17 protein-coding genes are annotated in these 21,839 nt (G+C 47.8%); 4 read left to right on the top strand and 13 right to left on the bottom strand.

What is annotated here, in order from left to right:
- Positions 1–66: 66 nt before the first annotated feature.
- The 3 genes from B5G11_RS12280 to B5G11_RS12270 are packed head-to-tail and all read left to right on the top strand — an operon-like array spanning position 67 to position 3,363.
- Positions 67–1,167, top strand: coding sequence for a DnaD domain protein (locus B5G11_RS12280; protein WP_343215510.1), 1,101 nt, complete (start codon positions 67–69; stop codon positions 1,165–1,167).
- Positions 1,168–1,183: 16 nt separating this feature from the next.
- The gene (locus B5G11_RS12275; protein WP_087254144.1) at positions 1,184–2,167 is read left to right on the top strand and encodes an ATP-binding protein; all 984 of its coding nucleotides are present in this window, start codon (positions 1,184–1,186) and stop codon (positions 2,165–2,167) included.
- An 11-nt stretch (positions 2,168–2,178) separates the two neighbouring features.
- A complete protein-coding gene (locus B5G11_RS12270) occupies positions 2,179–3,363 on the top strand; it encodes a ribose-phosphate pyrophosphokinase (RefSeq protein ID WP_087254141.1) in 1,185 nt (394 codons plus the stop codon).
- Here B5G11_RS12270 and B5G11_RS12265 read toward each other — a convergent pair.
- From B5G11_RS12265 to B5G11_RS12225, 9 genes are all read right to left on the bottom strand, one after another.
- Positions 3,360–4,865, bottom strand: coding sequence for an AAA family ATPase (locus B5G11_RS12265; protein WP_087254138.1), 1,506 nt, complete (start codon positions 4,863–4,865; stop codon positions 3,360–3,362). The genes B5G11_RS12270 and B5G11_RS12265 overlap by 4 nt on opposite strands.
- 39 nt (positions 4,866–4,904) lie before the next feature.
- Positions 4,905–5,969 (bottom strand): DNA repair exonuclease, encoded by a 1,065-nt coding sequence (locus B5G11_RS12260; RefSeq protein ID WP_087254135.1) that lies wholly within the window; start codon positions 5,967–5,969, stop codon positions 4,905–4,907.
- Entirely contained in the window at positions 5,923–7,119 is a 1,197-nt protein-coding gene (locus tag B5G11_RS12255; protein WP_087168853.1) for a HAMP domain-containing sensor histidine kinase, read from the bottom strand. The genes B5G11_RS12260 and B5G11_RS12255 overlap by 47 nt, the downstream gene beginning before the upstream one ends.
- A gap of 1 nt (position 7,120) precedes the next feature.
- Entirely contained in the window at positions 7,121–7,816 is a 696-nt protein-coding gene (gene vanR / locus B5G11_RS12250) for a VanR-ABDEGLN family response regulator transcription factor (RefSeq protein ID WP_343215511.1), read from the bottom strand.
- A gap of 23 nt (positions 7,817–7,839) precedes the next feature.
- A complete protein-coding gene (gene asnS / locus B5G11_RS12245) occupies positions 7,840–9,231 on the bottom strand; it encodes an asparagine--tRNA ligase (protein WP_087168855.1) in 1,392 nt (463 codons plus the stop codon).
- Between the two features lie 54 nt (positions 9,232–9,285).
- Entirely contained in the window at positions 9,286–11,796 is a 2,511-nt protein-coding gene (locus B5G11_RS12240) for a hypothetical protein (RefSeq protein ID WP_087254133.1), read from the bottom strand.
- Positions 11,797–11,812: 16 nt separating this feature from the next.
- Positions 11,813–12,949 carry an SAM-dependent methyltransferase gene (locus tag B5G11_RS12235; protein ID WP_087254131.1) on the bottom strand — a complete coding sequence of 379 codons (1,137 nt, stop codon included), beginning with the start codon at positions 12,947–12,949 and terminating at the stop codon, positions 11,813–11,815.
- 104 nt (positions 12,950–13,053) lie between these two features.
- Positions 13,054–15,726: a HAMP domain-containing sensor histidine kinase gene (locus B5G11_RS12230; RefSeq protein ID WP_087254128.1), complete on the bottom strand. Its 2,673-nt coding sequence runs from the start codon at positions 15,724–15,726 to the stop codon at positions 13,054–13,056.
- Positions 15,727–15,749: 23 nt separating this feature from the next.
- A complete protein-coding gene (locus B5G11_RS12225; protein WP_087254123.1) occupies positions 15,750–16,448 on the bottom strand; it encodes a response regulator transcription factor in 699 nt (232 codons plus the stop codon).
- 234 nt (positions 16,449–16,682) lie between these two features.
- Here B5G11_RS12225 and B5G11_RS12220 point away from each other — a divergent pair, with 234 nt between their 5' ends.
- The gene (locus tag B5G11_RS12220; protein ID WP_087254120.1) at positions 16,683–18,437 is read left to right on the top strand and encodes an ABC transporter ATP-binding protein; all 1,755 of its coding nucleotides are present in this window, start codon (positions 16,683–16,685) and stop codon (positions 18,435–18,437) included.
- A 347-nt stretch (positions 18,438–18,784) separates the two neighbouring features.
- Here B5G11_RS12220 and B5G11_RS12215 read toward each other — a convergent pair whose 3' ends face one another.
- From B5G11_RS12215 to B5G11_RS12200, 4 genes are all read right to left on the bottom strand, one after another.
- Complete coding sequence (locus B5G11_RS12215) at positions 18,785–19,594, bottom strand: hypothetical protein (RefSeq protein WP_087254118.1); 810 nt, start codon at positions 19,592–19,594, stop codon at positions 18,785–18,787.
- Between the two features lie 5 nt (positions 19,595–19,599).
- Entirely contained in the window at positions 19,600–20,139 is a 540-nt protein-coding gene (locus tag B5G11_RS12210) for a helix-turn-helix domain-containing protein (RefSeq protein ID WP_087254115.1), read from the bottom strand.
- Positions 20,140–20,351: 212 nt separating this feature from the next.
- Positions 20,352–20,672, bottom strand: a complete 321-nt coding sequence (locus B5G11_RS12205; protein WP_087168862.1) for a hypothetical protein — start codon at positions 20,670–20,672, stop codon at positions 20,352–20,354.
- Between the two features lie 62 nt (positions 20,673–20,734).
- A complete protein-coding gene (locus B5G11_RS12200) occupies positions 20,735–21,508 on the bottom strand; it encodes a GNAT family N-acetyltransferase (protein WP_343215509.1) in 774 nt (257 codons plus the stop codon).
- Between the last annotated feature and the right edge of the window lie 331 nt (positions 21,509–21,839).

Here is a 21,839-nt window from a genome sequence, read left to right as displayed (position 1 = left end):
TCCCGGCCTGAAAGTGCTATAATACCTTTACTTTAGAAAGAAAGACAGAGGTTTCAAGGAATGGGCATGTTAAAAATCACAGACTGTACGGAACAACATTTTACATGTGTTGATCATGCATTTATCGACTCCTACATGGCAAAGGCAAACGGGGAATACGTTAAAGTATACCTCCTTTTGCTGCGCCGTATGGAGAGCAGTTCTCCTTTTTCGGTTTCCGAATTTGCGGAGATTCTGGATAACACGGAGGGCGATATTATCCGCGCTTTGAAATACTGGGCGAAGAAAGGGCTTCTTACGATCGAATACGGCCCGGACGGCGAGATGCGCGGACTTCAGATGGATGCGCCGCAGAAAGCGGATACGCCGAAAAAGGCGGCTGCGCCTTCTGTCTCCGTGGACATGCCTGTGCCGGACAGTCAGGGTGCTGCTCCTTCGCCGGTTTCGGAGGATGCGCCTGTTCCTGCCGTGGACAGTCCTGTAGATTCTGCTCCTGCGGCTCCTTTGATCGGTGATATCAGCGAGTACAAAAGCCGCCGGGAATTCAAGCAGCTTCTGTTCATCGCCGAGCAGTACATCGGACGTACCCTGTCTCCTTCCGATGTGGAGACACTTACTTATTTCTATGACACCTTACAGTTCTCCGTGGAGCTGACCGAGTATCTGATCGAGTACTGCGTAGAGAACGGACACCGGAGCATGCACTACATCAAGTCCGTAGCCCTTGCCTGGGCGGATGCCGGTATCCGGACCGTATCAGAGGCAAGAAGATCCGCTTCCTTTTACAATAAGGACTGCACAGCGGTTCTGAAAGCATTCGGCATCACCGGGCGCATGGCCGCTCCGGTTGAAACAGAGCTTGTGAAGAAGTGGACCGGGCAGTACGGCTTTACCATTGATATTATTGTGGAGGCATGCAGCCGGACCGTTTCCGCCATCCATCAGCCAAGTTTTGAATACGCGGACAAGATCCTGACGAACTGGCACCAGAAAGGTGTGCATCACCTTGCGGATATTGCGGCTATCGATGCCGCCTACATCAAGAAGCGTTCCGAGAAGTCTGCTTCCCAGCCGGCTCCGGCTTCCGGGAAAAAGACAAAGTTCAGCAATTTCGAGGAGCGCGACTACAATATGGACGACCTGGAGAGACAGCTTTTACAGAGCTGAGTAAAGGAGAAGTTTCATGGCACTGACGAATTCACAGTATGACGCCATCATGCGGATCTACGAGCAGAAGCATCTTCGGACGCACGACAGGCTGACCCGCCATTACAGTGAAATATATGAAAAGATTCCCCGGATCCGTGAGATTGATGAGGAGATCTCACACCTTGGTGTTGCAGGAGCCAAAGCGCTGATCGATGGCAATGCCGATGCGCCTGCCCGATTCCGGGAAAGGCTTCATGCCCTGAGGGATGAAAAGCAGGCACTGCTTGCCGGTTCCGGTTACCCTTCGGACTATCTGGAACCTTCCTATGAATGTCCGGACTGTCAGGACACAGGATATCTTGACGGCCGGAAATGCCGTTGTTTCCAGAAGGCGGAGATTGACCTGCTCTACACCCAGTCCAACCTGCAGGATATTTTAGAGAGTGAAAATTTTTCTTCTTTCCGGATGGATTACTATTCTTCGGATTTTATTGATCCGGTGAGCGGCAAAAGTTCGCTGGATATGGCAAAAGAGGCGCTTCATGTGTGCCGATCCTTTGTGGACAGCTTTGGAAGCAAGTTCCAGAATCTTCTGATCTATGGAAATACCGGAGTCGGAAAGACCTTTCTGACCCACTGTATTGCCAGAGAGCTGATGGATCATATTCACTCGGTGATTTACGTGACGTCCTCGCAGCTCTTTGATATTCTGGGAAGCAGAGAGTTTGACACAGACCCGGAGAAGCGCCAGGCCGGCGCCCTGCTGGACGAGTGCGAGCTTCTGATTATCGATGACCTTGGGACGGAGCTTACCAATTCCTTTACGGTCTCCCAGCTGTTTATCTGCCTGAATGACCGGATTTTGCAGAAGAAATCTACTATTATCTCTACCAATTTGTCATTAAATGAGATAAAATCAATATATAGCGAAAGAACGTTTTCCCGCATCAGCAGTAACTACCGCCTGCTCAAACTTGCGGGTGACGATATCAGAATCAAAAAGAAACTAATGAAATAGGAGGCAAAGCAATGCTGCACCGTACAGAACGAAATCTGGAAAATATCCCTGTAGGAGCCCTTGGCATTATCGCCCTGACGGGCTGTGAGGAGATGGGCCAGAAAGTCAATGACTATATTGTCAAATGGCGAAAAGAAGATGGACATGTCTTCAAAGACGACGTTGTTTTTACCGGATATGAAAAAGACAATTATCTGATCCACGCCGCTACACCGCGTTTCGGATCAGGAGAAGCAAAAGGCGTACTCAGCGAATCCATCCGTGGAAAGGATATCTATCTGATGGTGGATGTCTGCAACTACAGCCTGACCTATTCCCTGAACGGTCAGATCAACCACATGTCCCCGGACGACCACTTTCAGAATCTGAAGCGTATCATCGCCGCGATCGGAGGGAAGGCGCGCCGTGTCAATGTCATCATGCCGTTCCTCTACGAGAGCCGCCAGCACAAGCGCAGCAGCCGTGAGTCTCTGGACTGTGCGCTGGCTCTTCAGGAGCTTGTAAAAATGGGTGTGGACAATATCATTACCTTTGACGCCCACGATCCACGGGTACAGAACGCGATTCCGCTGAGCGGATTTGAAACTGTCCGTCCGACTTATCAGTTTGTAAAGGGACTTTTAAGAACTGTAAAAGATTTGAAGATCGACAGTGATCACATGATGGCAATCAGCCCGGACGAAGGTGCGACCGGACGTGCAATCTATCTTGCCAATGTCCTTGGCCTGAATATGGGTATGTTCTATAAACGCCGTGATTACACAAGAATCGTTGACGGCCGCAATCCGATCGTTGCCCACGAGTTCCTCGGTGATTCCGTAGAGGGCAAGGATGTGATCATTCTTGACGATATGATCTCCTCCGGAGACAGTATGATCGATGTCGCAAAACAGCTGAAAGAAAGAAAGGCAAACCGGATCTTTGCCGCTGCAACATTCGGTCTGTTCACAAATGGTCTTGAGAAATTCGACAAGGCATACGAGGAAGGCATCATCAACAATATCCTCACAACTAACCTGATTTATCAGACGCCGGAGCTTTTAAGCCGTCCGTACTATATCAACTGCGACATGAGCAAGTACATCGCTCTTCTGATCGATACACTGAATCATGACGATTCTATCAGCAGTATCTTAAGTCCGAGCGAGCGTATCCAGCATGTAGTAAACAAATACCGCAACGGAGAGGAGATTTAATCCCATCCGTCACGGTATGCAAGATGCATATGATCAAGTGCTTCTTTTTCCCTGTTCTGACAGGTGAAGAGGAGCACTTGTTTTTTCTGTCCGGCCAGCCACCGGAGTGCCGCTTCCATTCGTTTATCATCGTAATACGCAAAGGTGTCGTCGAGAATGATCGGGAGTGGTTCTTCGTAAAGAATTTCAGATGCCGCCATCCTTACCGCAAAGTAGATCTGCTCAATCGTTCCCCGGCTCATCATGTGAATCGGAATCTTACGGATGCCGTCAAAAATGCTGATTTCCAGCCCTTCTTCGATAAAGATCCTGGTATAGCGTCCGTCCGTAAGCTCTCCCAGAATTTCAGCTGCCCGCTTTGCAAGGCGGTTTCCTGTTTCTTTTCTTACATCTCCGGATACCTCCTGCATTCTTTCGGCCGCAAGTTCCAGTGCCGCTTTTTTCTGTTCCAGGTTCTTCTCCTCTTCGGAAACAGTACATGCCTCGGAAATCATTTCCTGCAGGTTCTCATATTCCACCTGTCTGTCTCTTCGGTCCGATCTCAGCTTCTCCCTGTTCCATTTCAGCTTGTCAATTCTTCTTCTGACAGCCTGTTCTTCCTCTGTCTGCTCTCTCTCCGGCTCCGGCCGCATTACCCAAAGTTCGGCCAGAAGCCCTGCCACTGCCCAGATCACAGCTGTAAAATAACGGATGGAGGATGGAAGAAGTATCATCAGGAGAATCAGCACTGCAAACCAGACCGCCGCTCCTTTCAGCGGGAACTTCTTCTTTTTCTGTTCACCCCGCGCCTGCTCATACGTATCCAGGAGCCGCTTCCCTCTCCGGATCTCTTCTTCGCCTGCTGCCGCTTCCCGTTGAATACGGTCCAGATCTTTTGCGATATATTCGGCCGCACGTTCCGCCTCTTCCCGTTTCTGAAGCCGTTTCCGGGCTTCCTCGCGCAGAAGAATGCTTATCTCCTTTTTTCGCTTCTGAAGTCCTGCAAGGGCCGCCTCCAGGTCCATATTTCCCGCACCCGATGCATAATAGTTGGCCGCATAATTTTTCAGAGCAGAGGAAAGCTCTTCTCCAGGCCTGACCTTCAGCTGTCCGACTGCCACTGTATTTTCAAACCCGGCAACATCCAGATCCAGCAGCAGCGCCTGAAGATCCCCGCTCTCTTCGGAAAGTTCCTCTCCATCATCCAGACAGAAAAGCCTTGTCTTCTTTCCCTTTCTGGCAAAATCCCTTTCCAGCTGGAAATGCCGTCCTCCGCTCTCAAACCGGACCATTCCGCAGTACTGAGTCGGATTCCTCCACGGCTCATACTGGTGGAACTCATCCTTTGCCGCGCCTCTTCCGCGTCCTCTTTCCACATCAAAGAGCATACTTTTAATAAACGCATAGACCGTCGATTTCCCCGCCTCATTTTCTGCGCTGAACAGATTGATCCCGTCGGAAAGTTCAATCGTTCTGTTATGGAATTTTCCGAAACTCCAAAGTTCCAGTCGCTCTAACTTCATCTCTTCTTGTATCCCCTTTTTCTCTCTTTTGTGTATCGGTTACTCTTTTCTCGTCTCCAGAATCGCCTGTACACCCTCGTACAGCGCCATCTGCTCTACTTCGCCGCGGCTTTCCTCTTCCTGTTCAAGAAAACTCTGGATAAATCTTCCAAGGAGGTTCTGGCCGTTGGAAGCGCACAGCTTTTCATAGTCATAAGCCGGGGTTGTCATATCCCGGATGTCAACGACACCTCCGCCCGCATCCATATTTACGGTATCAAAACGGATATCCGGGTCCCGGAGTCCTTTCAGTGTAAAGCGGTACATATTTTCCACGCCGTTTTCCTCGATCTTCTCCCGGAGGGTATCCAGAAGGAGACGGCCTGTCATGTCCTCGTCCACCGGAATATCCAGATGGATGTACTCCCGCTTTGCCGCAGGAACAAACTCCGTCTCGACTACGCCATTCTCTGCGGTTCCTATCACATACCCGTGTTTTCCGGTGTCATTCGGGTCTGTCGGCTCCGGAGAACCGCTGTACCGGCATTTTCCCGTTATTTCCGGATCCGGTTTGTGAATGTGGCCAAGAGCCGTATAATCATAACCGAGCAGATCCACCTCTGCCCTCTTAAACGAAAGATGTTTCTCGTCTCCTCCGTGAAGGAGAAGAATCTCGTTTTCCATGCTCCGGACACACTTCCACTCTACCCTGATTCCGCCCTGCAATTCTCTGTCCAGGTAACTGAATCCGGATACTGCGGTCCGAAATTCCGGGAACTCGACTTTCAGAAGGCGTCCTTCCAGAAGCGGGACGACATTGCCCGCCCACTTGAAATTCCGGTACATGGAATTAGGTTTTAAGTAATCATGATTTCCGGCCGTAAATACGACTTTTGTATGAGACAGTCCCGCAAACATGGCGTTGAGCTCTTTCAGTTCCCGTAAAAGCGGCTGTCTGTGGAACACATCCCCCGAAATCAGAAGCAGGTCAATCTGCTCGTCCTCACACCGGTCAAGAATGCTTTTGAAGGTCTCCCAGATCTCTTCCGGGCGTCTCTTCGTATATTCCGGTCCCGCATCAGGCCTCACTCCGAGATGCAGGTCCGATGTATGTATGAATTTCATCCTGAAGTTCCCCTTTCTCTTTCTTTGGAAGGACTACGATAAACCGGGTCTCATGATCATCGCTCTGGGCAGAGATTCTGCCGCCGTGAAGTTCCACGATCTCTTTTGCGATGGCAAGACCGAGCCCCGCTCCTCCGGTTTCACTGGACCTGGAATCGTCCGCCCGGAAGAATTTCTCAAAAATATGCTGCAGCTTGTCATTGGAAATTTTCGGTCCTTCGTTGACAAAGACAATCAGCGCGTTACTCTCATCCTGTGAAACATGGATCCGGATCGTCGAATCCTTCCTGCAGTAGGCAATGGCATTCCGCATGAGATTGTCAAATACTCTGGCAAGCTTGTCCGGGTCGGCCCGGACAACGATATCGTCATCCGCCTCCACCTCACATTTTAAGTTCTTGCCCTGAAGGACCGCGTACATCTCATCTGCAATCTGCTCCAGCATTCTGCTTAAATTCAGTTCTGTCTTTTCCAGAACAATGTCCTGTGCATTAAATTTCGTGATCTCAAAAAACTCTTCGATCAGTTTCCCGAGTCGGATTGCCTTCTCAAGGGAAATCCCCGTGTACTTGATCCTCTCCTCCTCCGGAAGATCCGGATGGGATTCCAGCATACTCAAATACGCCACAATGGATGTCAGCGGCGTTTTGAGGTCATGCGCCAGAAAGACGACCAGATCATTCTTTCTCTGTTCACTTTCCTGCACCTCACGCTCCTGCCGCTCCAGCGTATACTTGATATTGTTCAGCTTTGTCTCGATCGGCTCCAGTTCCGGAATCAGATGGATCGGCTCCTGGGAACGGGAGACGAGTTTCCCGATCTCTTTTTCAACGTCTTCCAGATACGTAATCATTTTTGACAGCGCAATATAGAAAAAAAGCGCAAACAGTGCCAAAAACCCGATCATCATGAAGAACGTCTTATTGTTTCCAAGAATCTGCCAGTACAATGCGATGGCATGCTGCTCTTCTACATGAAAGAATTTCAGGAAGCCAATGAAAATCTCGGATACGTCATCGTTGTAGACCCCATCGATAATGTATTCCAGCAGAAATCCACCGACCAGAACTGTAAGCGCGGTGATCAATACTGTCTGCAGAAGCAGGCTGATCTTCAGTTTCCTGTATTTACTTTTCTTAAATTTTTTCAATCTACTCTTCAACCTTGTATCCCACTCCCCAGACCGTCTTGATGAAATCTGATTTTCCCATAGGACCGCTCATCTTCTCCCGAAGATGTCTGATATGTACCATGACGGTATTGTTGCTGTTCTTATAGTACTTCTCGTGCCACACGTTTTCAAAGAGCTCTTCCGAACTGATGACCTTTCCTCTGTTCTCACAGAGCAGCCACAGAATGTCAAACTCGATCGGAGTCAGTGTCAGATTTTTTTCATTGAAGACACACTCGTGGGAATTGCGGTCCAGAAACAGACCGCCAAAATCAATGACATCGCTCTCCGCCCTGCCGCCGTCATTGTACTTCGTGTAGCGGCGGATCTGTGCCTTTACTCTGGCAACCAGCTCCAGCGGGTTAAACGGCTTTGCGATGTAATCGTCCGCTCCGAGTGTCAGTCCGGTAATCTTGTCGATATACTCGGTCTTTGCCGTCAGCATGATCACCGGGAAATTGTACTTCTCCCTGATCTTTTTCAGAATCGTAAATCCATCGATATCTGGCAGCATGACGTCCAGAAGCGCCAGATCAATCTTCGTGGTTTCTATACAGGCAAGGGCCTCCTCGCCCGTATAGAATTTCAACACCTCATACTGGTCATTTTTCAAATACAGCTCAATAACATCCGCTATCTCCCTCTCATCATCCACAACCAGAATATGATTCATGATTTCTCCCCTTTTCTGAATTTTATCTACAGTTCACAGTTGTTGACCGTTCTTGGGAACGGCAGTACGTCACGGATATTGGACATTCCGGTCAGGTACATGATGCACCGTTCAAATCCGAGTCCGTAGCCTGCGTGACGGGTGGATCCGTACTTTCTCAGATCCAGATAGAATCCGTATTCATCCAGATCCATGCCGAGTTCCTCCATTCTGCTGCGGAGTTTCCCGTAGTCGTCCTCCCTCTGGCTTCCTCCGATGATTTCACCGATTCCCGGCACAAGGCAGTCCATGGCGGCAACGGTCTTTCCATCGTCGTTCTGCTTCATATAGAATGCTTTGATTTCCTTCGGATAGTCGGTTACAAATACCGGTTTCTTATAAATTTCTTCGGTCAGGTATCTCTCATGCTCGGTCTGAAGATCACATCCCCATGATACCTTATACTCGAAGTTGTCGTTGTTTTTCTCCAGAATCTCAATCGCTTCTGTATATGTCACTCTTGCGAATTCGGATTCGACCACATTTGTCAGACGGTCCAGAAGTCCTTTGTCAATAAAGGAGTTGAAAAACTTCATCTCTTCCGGTGCGTTTTCCATCACGTAGCGGATCACATATTTTAACATTGCTTCTGCAAGATCCATATCGTCTTCCAGATCCGCAAATGCGATCTCCGGCTCGATCATCCAGAACTCTGCCGCATGGCGGGTCGTGTTGGAATTCTCCGCACGGAATGTCGGTCCAAATGTATAGACATCACGGAAGGACTGTGCAAATGTCTCTGCGTTGAGCTGTCCGCTTACCGTCAGGCTTGTGTGTTTGTTGAAGAAATCCTTGCTGTAATCGATGCTTCCATCTTCCAGTTTCGGCGGATTCTGAAGATCCATTGTCGTTACCTGGAACATCTCTCCTGCACCTTCACAGTCACTTCCAGTGATCAGCGGAGTGTGCACATACACGAATCCTCTCTCCTGGAAGAACTGGTGAATCGCGTAGGCTGCAAGAGAACGTACGCGGAACACTGCCTGGAACGTATTTGTTCTTGGGCGCAGATGTGTCATTGTTCTTAAAAATTCCAGTGTGTGGCGCTTCTTCTGAAGCGGGTAGTCCGGAGCGGAAGCTCCTTCTACCGTAATCTCTTCTGCCTGAATCTCAAACGGCTGCTTTGCCTGCGGCGTCGCAACGAGAGTTCCCTTTACTACAATGGCTGCCCCTACGTTTAATCTGGAGATCTCTTTGAAGTTCTCCATCGTATCGTGGTATACCACCTGAATCGGCTCAAAGAAAGAGCCGTCATTTACTACAATAAAACCAAACGCCTTGGAATCCCGGATGCTTCTTACCCATCCTCCGATGGATACCTCCTTGTCCAGGTACGAATCTGTTTTCCTGTATAATTCTTTTACTGTTACTAATTCCATCTTTATTATCCTCCAGTCTCTTTTCGACTTTGTATCATTATAGCATGGTTTGTGCTATTGTGTATATCCCACAAACGTATTCCCGCTTGCATTTACCATCTGATCCATCTCTTCAAATGTCACCGTGTCCACTTCCTGTGTGGAAAGATTGAGATACTGAACATTCGTCCGACTGTATCCCGTCAAAAGTACTGCATTGCCGTTTCCTGTCAACGCCGCCACCGGAGTGCCCTGTCCGATCAGATAAAGGACGTCTTCTGTCCGGCAGTCGGAAAGTTCCAGCGCTTCCCCGGAAACCTGGCTGCCTATGAAGTCAATGATGGATTCTCCATCCTCCATATCCTTCTGGAAATCAATCTCATTTCCTGCTGAGGCAAGGATGATCCTCATACATGCTTCCAGCGTGCTCTCACCCTCACGGACCGCAGTATCCCCAAAATCCGAAATCTCATACGCAGACGGCCTGTTGCCGCTTTCATATACATTTGCCAGTCTGGAGGTCACCGCTACTCCGCTGAATTCGGATGCTCTCTGCACCGCATATCCCGCATTCTGGTAGATCCCCTGAAGTTCACCGTATCCATAGACATAGTAGGTTCCCTTCCGGGACGGTGAATCAAAGGAAAGCGTCATCTGCTCCCTTGCGATCGTAAGCTGCGGCTTTAGAATCTTCGGAGAACTGTCGTCCACTCCATCCTCGTAGGTAATCCGCATTTCACGGCCTTTGAGCTCGCTTGTATAGGAATCAATCGTGATATTGCTCTCTTCCCTCTCTTCATTGTTCGTAATATAATCTTCGCTTGTATACGTATAGAAATCTCCGCTTTTTACGGCACGTTTCAACGTCGCCATATCGTTTTCAAATACGACGTCCAGAATAAAGATGTTATCCGCCTGGTAGTCTTTGACCGTTTCGTTTTTCTGGTTGCGGATTTCCAGACGGTACATCGGAAGCACTGTCTCGCCGGATGCTGTCGTGCCCGAGTCGCCGCTCCTTGCAGTTCCAAACACGAAGTCATTCCGGATAAATCCGAGCGGCCGGATGCTTTCATCCGCACCTGCCTCCACCTGATATCCCTTCCCGGTGGAAAGATTCAACACCTCTATCTGAGTCGCGTTATTGATCTCCCCATCCTTCTGGTATGCCAGAAGATGGCCGTCCCCGGAGCTTACATACTGCCCCGTTTCCAGATTGGTCACAAGGGTGGTACGCGTATTATTAACCAGATCTACCTCATACAGTGTTCCTTCCTGCATCACATACAGCTTTCCGCTGGAATTGCTGTAATAAAGAAGCTTGCCCGGATCATTTGTCAGCACCGGGTAGGACTTCGTACTTGGGATAAATACCTTCTCCTCCACGGAATTTTTATTGATATCGTAATAATATACGCTGACGCCGACCTCACCTTCATGGGTGCCCCTGTTTACATAGCCGGACACCGTAAATGTCGTACTTCCATCCTCGTCCATGGATACAAGCTGTACGCTGTGCCGGTCGTAACCATTCTGCGCATTCTGGCTGCCGCTGTCCTCATAGCTGAATACACGGGAGAGTTCGTCATTTTCCTTATTGTAGTTCCAAAGCTCCCTCTCCTGTACAAAGGAGACGACTGTTCCCTCCTGATTGATCAGATAATCCACATCGGAATCTGTCACGCCGAGAAGAACACCATTCTCATCGATGTCATTCTCTTCCCCGTCAAAGAGCTGGTTCATCGTCCGGTTATAGTCCAGAAGATACATCTGCTGATTTTCCGAATATCTGACACGGAAAAACTCTTTGACATTATACCGGTCTGTCTCGTTTTCGCCTTCCCCTTTACAGTCAACCTGATAGGTCAGAAGGACAGACATGTACATCGAGTTGGCTTCCTTGATATCCCACCGGACATCCCCGACGATCTCAGGCGCAAGGTCTCCCCATGTCACATGCTCAAAATCCGAGTGAATCGTGACCGTCTGGTACGTTGTGTTGTCGCCCTCGCTGCTTGGCTCCAGCGCGGACTGCAGTTCTGCTGCCGCATCTTTGTCCCTCTCTTTGTCAAAAAAGTTCTTGATATAGGCCATGCAGCGGTTCATATTCCAGTTGGATCCGTCTGAAATCCGTGTGTAATAATATGCCCGTTCGTCATCGTCAAAGGAAAGCGTCACTCTCAGGAAGCGCTCTCCCTCTTCCAGAACCTTCTCCGGAATTTCGATCTGAGCCGCATTTTCTTTCAGCTCCAGATCGGCCGAATACAGCTTTTTCCTGCCGTCGATGGAATAGATCTCATAGGATGCGGAACGGACCGTTTTGTCGTTTTCCTTCACCTGCATGCTGATTTTGCCGTCCATGACCGGTGTGATCTGGTCACGCATGGTCGCCATTTCCATCTCATTCGTATATCCGGCAAGCGTGTTGAATGTATAAGAATCATGGGTAAAAGAAACCTGCGGAAGCGACGCATTTCCAATGTCTGCCGTCATATCCACATGGTTTCTGTTCACCGCATAGCTGAATATGATAATCGCCACTACGAATACGCAGGCCAGAATACCTGCATGTATCGCTTTTTTTCTCATGAATAACTCCCCTTTTTTATAAAAGCTTTCCTATTGTCGGTTTCACATGAAGAAATTCCTCGCACGCTTTTATTATGTGCTGATTTTCCGCTTTCTTCCCTGTTTTAACTGCACGGATCAGAATATTTTTCGGCGTGTGTTCCATGTCGATGAACTCCAGAATCTGAGTATCATACCCCTCTTTTTTCAGATACTCGGCGCGGAGCCCGTCTGTGACCAGAGCCGCCATTCTTTCTTTCAGAAGCCCGTAGGACAATACCGGGCTTAAAATGTCATTTTCAATCTGCCGGTTCAGCTCATGCTGGCAGCACGGCACGGAAAGAATCACGTCCGCACCCCAGGAAACCGCCTTTGCAAGGGCATAGTCTGTTGCCGTATCGCAGGCGTGGAGCGTCACCACCATATCGACCTTCGTCATTCCTTCATACTGCGCAATGTCTCCGGTCAGGAAGTGGAGATGGTCGTAGCCATATTTCTCTGCAAGTGCGTTGCAGTGCTCGATCACATCTTCCTTCAGATCCAGTCCCACCATGCGGACCTCGTACCCTCTCATCTCATGCAGAAAATAATACATGGCAAAGGTCAGGTACGACTTCCCGCATCCGAAATCCAGAATCGTGATCTCCCGGTCTTTCGGAAGCTTCGGAAGGACATCCTCGATAAATTCCAGATACCGGTTGATCTGGCGGAATTTGTCGAATCTGGAGCGGACAATCTTTCCCTCCTGCGTCATGACTCCAAGATCACGCAGGAACGGAATATCCATTCCTTCCTTTAATATATACTGTTTCTCCCGGTTGTGGGAAAGATCCTGTTTCCCCTGATCCGGGCGTGTTACCTTTTTTCTGTTGATGGTCACTTTCCCCTTCTTGCTGATCAGCACCGATGCCCGTTCGCTTTTTGTGTCAATCTGCATCTGGCGGAAATGCTCCATCCACTCACAGGCGCGGTCCACCGCTGCCTTCGCTTCCAGATTCTCATGAAAAACCTGTTTCCCTTTAAAAATCTCAAACTGATATACGAGATTTCCTTTTTTAAGCACCGGACGGATCCGGCCCTTGAACGCTTTTTCTCTGTCTCTTGGGTTACTCAGAACCGCGGACAGAAGCTCTATGCAAAATACCTGTTCCAGGTATGCTCTCAGTTCTTCCATTTGGAACTTCCTTTCCACTTTTTTCTTGTATTATTGTAATGCGTATTCCGCCAAAACGCAAGGAGAGGATATCGAAATACCCTCTCCTGAATCTAAAGATTTCCTTATTTTTTATCTGTTTCTTCCGGTTTTGTCTCCGGCTCCGTTTTCTTGTCTTCTTTTTTCGGCGTCTGCTCCTTGATCAGCCGTCTCACCCGTGGAAAAGTAATGATTACCTTAAACAGATCGCCGTCAAGATAAAGCTCAAACGTTCCTCCCTGAAGCTCCGTCAGATTTTTCGCGATGGAAAGGCCAAGTCCGCTTCCCTCTGTGCTCCGTGATACGTCTCCCCGGATAAACCGCTCTGTCAGTTCATCGGCTGAAATATTCAGCTGCTGATCCGAAACATTTTTCAGGATAAACTTTGCCGTCCCCGGCTGGAGCATCAGATCCGCATAGACGCGGCTTCCTTCCATGGCGTATTTTGCCGCATTGTTAAAGATATTGGCAAATACCCGCCACATCCTTCTGCCATCCACCCGGACAGTTACCGGTTCATCCGGCATATTGAGGATCACTTTGATATTGCGCGCTTCAAACTTCTCCTCGTATTCTCCTTCCACCTGATAGATCAGTTCCACCAGATTCAACGTCATAAATTCTAGCTTGATATTTCCGCTGCTGACTTTTGAAGCCTCCACCACGTCTTCTGTCAGGGTCTTCAGTCTCTGGGCCTTCATCTCCAGAATGTTGAGGTAATTCTGAATTTTCGGATCCTGGAAATTTTCTCGTTTTAAGATGTCCACGTAATTGATAATGGACGTCAGCGGCGTCTTGATATCATGCGACACGTTCGTGATCAGATCAGTCTTGAGCCGCTCATCCCGGACACTTTTCTCCAGTGCACGGTTCAGGCCCTCGCCCAGCCGGTTGATCGTCTGGGCGATTTCCAGCGTTTCGCCTCTTAAATCATCCAACGGAATCTTGTAGTTTACATTTCCTTTCGCAATCTCAAGCAGCCCTTTTTTAATCTTCTGCCTTGCCAGAGCATACCTCACGAGAAATACGCCCACTCCAATATTGACCACAATGCCGATAACCATCAGCGGAGTATTTCCCCACGTAATCAGCTCTACAAGAAGGAAAGCAATGTAAGCCACCACGATTTTGGTTGTCGTCTTCTTATTTCTCCATCCATGTCTGAAAATCTCGCAGACCGCTTTCATAATACTGTTCTTCCAGAGCGTATGAGCCTTGATCCTCCGAACCATGCTCAGGTAGAACCAGAAGAAGAACAGACAGCTTACAAAAGCGATTGTTCCCGCCATCACCATAGTGTAGATCGGCAGTCCGTCTTCCCTCCAGATATCGGAAGAGTAGTAATAATCGTATGCCATCACGTACTGGGATCCCCACTCGGAAATCAGATACATGCTCATGATCCAGAATATGATTACAAATGCCGCCGCCATCTCTGTCTTCCACCGGTCGAATCCGGACAGCGCAATCTCCCCGTTCTCAGAACGGTTGCTGTGTCCGGAGATTACAGTCAGACATACAAGCAGGATAAAGAAAAGAATCAGCGTTCCCCATGCCGCCTCACACGCAATCGTGATATACGGCACAATCTCCTGATAATATTCTCTGTCACTCTCAAACTCATCCGGAACCGAGTAGGTCGTATCAACGGATGCCATAAAGACATAATTGGTATTACGTCCGATGATCCGGTGGGATTCCACAATATCCGATTTCCACTCCTGCGCGCTCTGCGCCGGATTCTCAAACGTTGACTCAAACCCGGCAAGCTTCGGTGTCACAATAACGTATGCACCTGCCTGCTTGATCTTCTCCTGATAATGATCAATCTCTTTAATATCCTGGAATTCCTGCCGGTTGGAATAAATCTCGTTCTCGTCATAGTCTACATAAATGTAACTGTAATTGGTATTTCCTTCTTCCCATCCTCCCGGCGCTTCTTTATAGTTTTGAATATCACCTGAAATCGCCGCCAGTGTGTTGGACAGGGCATGATATGCATCTGCAAGCTTTCCATTCCACCGCTCATCTGTATTTGCAAGCTCCACCAGATTTGCAGCTCCATCCAGAGAATACGGTTCCTTTAAAACTTCTTCGCCCAGCCCCAGATTCCAGCAGTCCGCATAAAGTTTCTGCCCGTTCTGATCCAGCACTTCTCCATAGCCTGCCGTATTGTAATCATCTTCCAGAAGTGCCGAAAGCTTCTCCTCATTGGAAACAAATTCACCATTTGACGCAAAGACAAGCTCTCCTGCGGACATTTTGTTCCGGAAATCATCCCCATAATAATAGTGGTAGCTTCCGTCCTCTTTCAGGCACACAATCACGGTTGTCACATAGTCATGCAGGAACTGGTCCCAGCTTTCCTGATCCGCCGCCGCGTTCTGATATCCCCGGCTCCACTGCTCCAGGTCTTTCAGCCGGTAGGCGATGCCGGAATGATTTGTCCCGTCCTGGTCCAGGCTTCCATTATCATAACGTACCACATCAATCAGCTTATCGGGATTGTAGCTTCCGTTTGTCTCGAACTTTGCTTTGGTATCCAGCTGATCCAGGACTTCCCGGGACATAGTCTTCATCCTGTTCTCAAACTGGGCAGTTGATTCATAATGGCTCTGCACCTTTTCAAACGGAATCAGATAACGAAGTCCTGCCGAGGTCCCGACCCAGACAAAGCTCACCACACTTACGACAATGCACAGGTGCGCCAGAATCAGGAGCAGTCCCTTACATGTTGCAGAATAAAACCATTTATTCATATCGTTTTTCTATCTGCTCCTTCCTAAAGCTTTTCAATTTTATATCCGACTCCCCATACGACCTTCAGATAGCGCGGGTCTTTCGGATTGATCTCAATCTTCTCACGGATATGCCTGATATGAACCGCCACGGTATTATCCGCCCCGATCGCCTCTTCGTTCCAGATGTTTTCATAGATCTGGTCGATGGAAAAGACCTTGCCCTGATTCTTTACAAGCAGGAGGAGAATATCGTACTCCGTCGGCGTCAGCTTCACAACCTCGCCGTCCACCGTCACTTCCTTGAGATCATCGTTGATGGAAAGACCTCCCACCGTGTAGATCTCTTCCTGATCTCCGGCGCCGACCGTGCTGCCAAGCTTCGTATATCTGCGGAGCTGTGACTTGACTCTCGCCACAAGCTCCAGCGGATTGAACGGCTTTGTCACATAGTCGTCGGCTCCGATATTCAGCCCGAGAATCTTGTCTGAGTCCTCTGATTTCGCTGAAAGAATGATAATCGGAAGACTCATTTTCTCCCGGATCTTCAGCGTCGCCCGGATCCCGTCAAGCCTTGGCATCATCACATCGATCACAAGCAGATCCACCTTCTCCTCATTCAGAACTTTCAGTGCCTGCTCCCCGTCATACGCTTTCAGTATCCGGTATCCTTCCTGAGACAGATAAATCTCAATCGCTTCTACAATTTCCTTATCATCATCACATACTAAAACGGTATACATCGTCTCTCACCTCTCTAATATTCCTGAAATAGAAAGCGGGCCTCCCCCCCCTTGTTTTCGCACGCAGAATCCCCGCTCTTTTTTCTACTTATTAGAATACCAGAAATTTTTTAAGAGCCAAAGCATAAATTCTTAATTGTTGATGAATATGTCCGTTTTTATTCATTGCAGGGTCCAATCAAATATGGTAAATTATTAGGAGGGGAAATTTTAAAATGGAAGAGAGGTTAGTCTATGGATACACTAAAACGTTTTATTCACTATTATAAACCTTACCGGACGGTCTTTTTTCTGGATCTGCTCTGCGCGGCTGTCATCAGTCTGATCGATCTTGTCTACCCGCAGATTCTAAGGACCGCTACAAACTCTCTGTTCACCAGAGACAGCAGCACCATCCTGAAGATGCTTCTGCCGATCGGTATCGGACTTTTCGTCATGTACACCATCCAGAGTCTCTGCAAGTACTACGTCAGCTACCAGGGACATATGATGGGTGCCAATATGGAACGGGATATGCGCCAGCAGCTGTTTGAGCACTACGAGACGCTTTCTTTTTCCTATTATAACAGCCACAATTCCGGCCAGATGATGAGCAAGCTCGTATCCGACCTGTTTGATATTGCCGAGTTTGCCCACCACGGACCGGAAAACCTGTTCATTTCACTGATCAAGATCATCGGTTCCTTTATCTTTTTATTCCTGATCAACTGGCGGCTCGCCATTCCTCTGGCAGTCATCGTTGTGATCATGTTCTTCTTCTCCCTGAAGCAGAACAAACGTATGCAGGAAACCTTTATGGAGAACCGCCGCAAGATCGGTGATGTCAATGCAAGCCTGCAGGATACCCTCGGCGGAATCCGTGTTGTGCAGTCCTTTGCAAACGAAGAAATTGAAAAGAAAAAATTCTCAAAGAGCAACCATGCGTTCCTGCTTTCCAAGGACGCCAACTATAACTGCATGGGCGGGTTCATGGGATGGAATCTGTTCTTCCAGGGCATGATGTATCTTGTCACACTGGTATTCGGCGGATATCTCATCGCACACGGACAGATGGATCCGGCGGATCTTGCCATGTATGCGCTGTATATCGGAATCTTCATCAGCCCGATCCAGATCCTTGTGGAGCTGGCAGAGATGATTCAGAAGGGATTCTCCGGATTCCGGCGTTTCCTCGATGTCATGGATACAGAGCCGTCCATTCAGGACAAGCCGGACGCAAAAGACCTGACCGATGTGAAAGGCCTTGTCTCCTACGAGGATGTATCTTTCTGTTATGATGACGATGATACACCGGTTCTCCAGAATGTGTCCTTCCAGATCCCGGCCGGCCGCTCCATCGCACTGGTAGGCCCGTCCGGCGGCGGAAAGACGACAATCTGCAACCTGCTGCCGCGCTTTTATGATGTCACAGGCGGACGCATCACCATCGACGGCAAAGATGTCCGAGGGCTGACATTAAAATCCCTTCGGAATAATATCGGAATTGTCCAGCAGGATGTCTATCTGTTCTGCGGAACCATTAAGGAAAACATTGCTTACGGAAAACCGGGCGCTTCCATGGATGAAATCGTGGACGCTGCCAAACGCGCCAATATCCATGACTTCGTCATGTCTCTGCCTGATGGCTATGACACCTATGTGGGCGAACGTGGAACAAGGCTCTCCGGCGGACAGAAGCAGCGGATCTCCATCGCGCGTGTCTTCCTGAAGAACCCGCCGATCCTGATCCTCGACGAAGCGACCAGCGCACTGGACAACGAAAGCGAACGCCATATTCAGAAGAGTCTTGAGGCTCTGGCAAAGAACCGTACTACCATCACAATCGCACACCGGCTCTCCACGATCCGGAACGCCGACGAGATTATCGTCATCACGGAAAACGGTATCGCTGAACGCGGTTCCCACCAGAATCTTCTGAAACGAAACGGCATCTACGCACACTATTACAAGATGCAGTTTGAAGGTCTGGAAACCGAAGAAATGATGTAAAACATACAGGGTAAATCCCTTAAAAATGTGCGCCTCCCAGCGCACGAAACTGCAGAAGCCGGGACTTTTCCAGTACCCCGGCTTCTGTTTTTCTTAATAATTTTTGCATTTCTTTTATAGAATCAACACATTTTAGACACATTTTCTGGTTATACTAGGACTCAGATAGTTGATAAACAAATCACTATCTCCCCCCTCATAAAGTAAGCACTTCGGAGAGATACCTCCAAGTGCCACTTTACTCTCATTCCTTTAGATAACTTATAAACAGCGAAACCCGTCAGTTGAAAGACTGACGGGTTTTCGCTGTTTATGGGTTTTGAAATACACTATATCTACTAATCATACTACTTGAATAAATACTCATATTTCCGGCGTTGCTGCAGAAGAATGTTTCGTACTCTTTTTTTGATCTCCGCCGGATAGTATGATTCTTCATCCAGAAGCCGTGTGATCACACGGTCGTCGAATGAAAAAGATACCGTTTGTCCATATAGTTCTTCTACTGCATCCAGCTGTTCCTCAAAGCTTGAGCTTATTGTTTTTGCCTGTGCCTTCGGAATCAGCTCCACAATATCCTCTCCAATGGGATAATCTACTGTCAGATCAGACAACAGGGCCGATCCATGATCAAAGATCGGACAATAATGATAGACTCCGGCCGGATCATATAGTACCGCGATATTATGCATATGCCTGTCTTCATTCAGAAACAGCGCATCTACTGTCAACATTCTGCACAGATATCTTCCGAATTCCTTTAAGCCAGTCATCTTTTCCACCTGTTCTGTCAGGAAAAGTGCTCGTTCTTTGACTCCCTGTATCTTGAATATATTTCGATACAAGCTTCCTCCATAAAAACTTCCAAACAGCCTCTCCAATGTGATCAGCTGATATCCTTTCGGCAGGAAATTTCTGCTTTTGCATCCGCAGTAGGTGCTGCTTTTATATTCAATCTTTTCTGTCTGATACATAATATACTCATTTTCATCCATATCAGAATACTTCAGAAGAGATGAAACCATATATTCCGCCAGTCCTTCATATCCGATATGGTCCGCTTTATACCAAGTACCATCCTCTTCCCATTTCAACTGATTTCCCTTGGATGATTGTATCGGGGAATTTCTCAAATCTTTTTCTAACAGTCTAACCATGATCTTTACTCCTCAATCTGAATCCAAAAATCATCCTCTGCCATCCGCCCTTCTGTTTTCTGAACAATCAGGAACGGATCATAAAATGGAAGATTCAGCTCTTCCAGCATGATTTTCATTTTATCCCGTGTCCTGGGGAAACAGCGGGATTCTAAAAATTCCTCATAATCTTTGTAGTCCGGATTTTCATTTCTTCCAAACGCACAGAAAACCGGATCCTGCACAAAATTTTTTATTTTTATTCTTTTCTGTCGTTCCTCCACATCAATCACTGTGCAAAGGCGGTCATGATACATGTATCTGAGACGAAGTGGAAATGTTTTTTCCGGTATTTCCAGTTCTTCTGCCAGCCACATCCTGTCCCAGAGAATTCCAAGCAGTACAGCCGCCGCACCCTTTACCGTCCCCCGGCTGCTTTCCCAATGTTCCACTGTCTTAACCGATACATTCATCAGATCTGCCAGTTCTTTTTGCTTCAAATGCAGTCTCTGCCGTATCACCTTTACTTCTTCTGCGGATACTGTCTTCTGTATGGCAAATTCCATATCACACCTCCGGATTTTCCTTTTATATGTCGTTTAAATGTCGTCCTTTGATATAAGTATATCTCTTTTATCCCTAAAATCAAGAAATATATTTTAAAATAACTACTAAATTTTAGTAGTGTTTGAGTTTCCTGTTAAACAAAACTGCCGTCACTGTGCATCACACAGCAACGGCATTTTTTCATTTTATGGATATCTGAAAGTTGTTTCTTTTATACGCTAAAGAATGCTATCCCATAAAGCCCGATCATCATCACAGCCAGAACACGGATAAACAAACGGCAGTTTTCTCTTCCGTAACGGAATACCAGATTCTGCGGACATACCGGAACAAGGAATAAAAAGACACCCCAGGTGGACTTAATCAGAAATTCAAGAATTCTGCTGTTCACCGTCAGATAGTTCAGCAACATCAGGACGACAGCACTCATCAGCCAGACTGCCATAAAATATCCAAATGATATGGACTCCTGCAAACGCTCGGATAACATTGCAAACCGCTTCATATTCATCCCTTCTTTCCTTTTTTTCATTATACATCTGTTTCGATAAAAAATCTACAGCCTGGCCATGATTTAATTGGACTTCAGGAATATTATCGATTCATCCGCTCTACAAACTCTTTTGGTTTCACGGTCAGTTCGGCCCACGCCGGCCTGAATCCGCTTCGTATCGCATTTCTGGCAGACCGGATATTGGACCATGCACAGCAGTAAAACGGCACTTTCCCACGTTCCAGTATTTCCAGTGCAAGGGTGCCGGTGAGTGCCGACGCAATTCCCTGACGGCGGTATTGTGGCAGTACGTCAATTCCAATCTGCCACATACTGTCGCAGTCCGCTGAACACGCTGCCAGCCCGATCAGGCGGCCGTCATTGTCATACGCTCCGACCCCAAGCACATCCAGTTCTTTTCTGCCCTCAGAAAGCGCATTTTGCCACTCCGGCCGATAAAGCTCGTGAAAATCGCTGTTTTCCAGCAGCCGCATCTCATATCGGCAGTCTCCCCTTGTGAGAGCATTCACATCCGGCAGAAAATACTCAGCCATAAAGCACACCATCATATCGTGCTTTGCAAATGCTTCATTCAGCACATGTAGATTCGGCGTCTCAAAACAGTGCTCCACCGGATATTTCTGAATATAATTCCGGACAATTTCCTCATATCTTCTATCAATGGATGCCACAATATTGTTTCCATAAGAAATCAGGTTGCACGCAAGCGGCAGTTTCAGATATCTGCGTGCATCCGGATTCTTCCTGGATGTTACAATAACCGGTTCCGTTTTCATAAAATCCTCCGGCTGACAGTTTGCGTCAACGGCAGACTGTTCCATGGCAGTCCGAAGGATCTCCTTATTTGTCATCATCGCTTTTTCCTCTCTTTTTATCAAGTTATTTTCATTGCAACTGAAGCTGCCTGCAGCAATTACGGTTCTTTTTTATAAATGCTCTGTCTTAACCGTACGGATTTGAATCAAAATACGGTTAAAAATAGCGATTGCTCTATTTCAGAGGTATTTCTTCCGATTTGAATACGGTTATCTTATTCTGAATACACACTTTTAACCGTACCAGACCGTTAAAATGAGCCCTATAAAGAGGACACGGGTAAAATCCTTTTTGTACGTATTTTGAGATTTAATCCTATATTGTGGACACAGATTTGACTGCTGTTATTATGTTGATAGCTTTGAAAAC

Origin of the sequence: Drancourtella sp. An57, from assembly GCF_002161525.1 — a bacterium.
Lineage (GTDB): Bacteria > Bacillota > Clostridia > Lachnospirales > Lachnospiraceae > Sellimonas > Sellimonas catena.
Note: the sequence above shows the minus strand (reverse complement) of the source record. Positions and strands in the feature narration are given on the sequence as shown.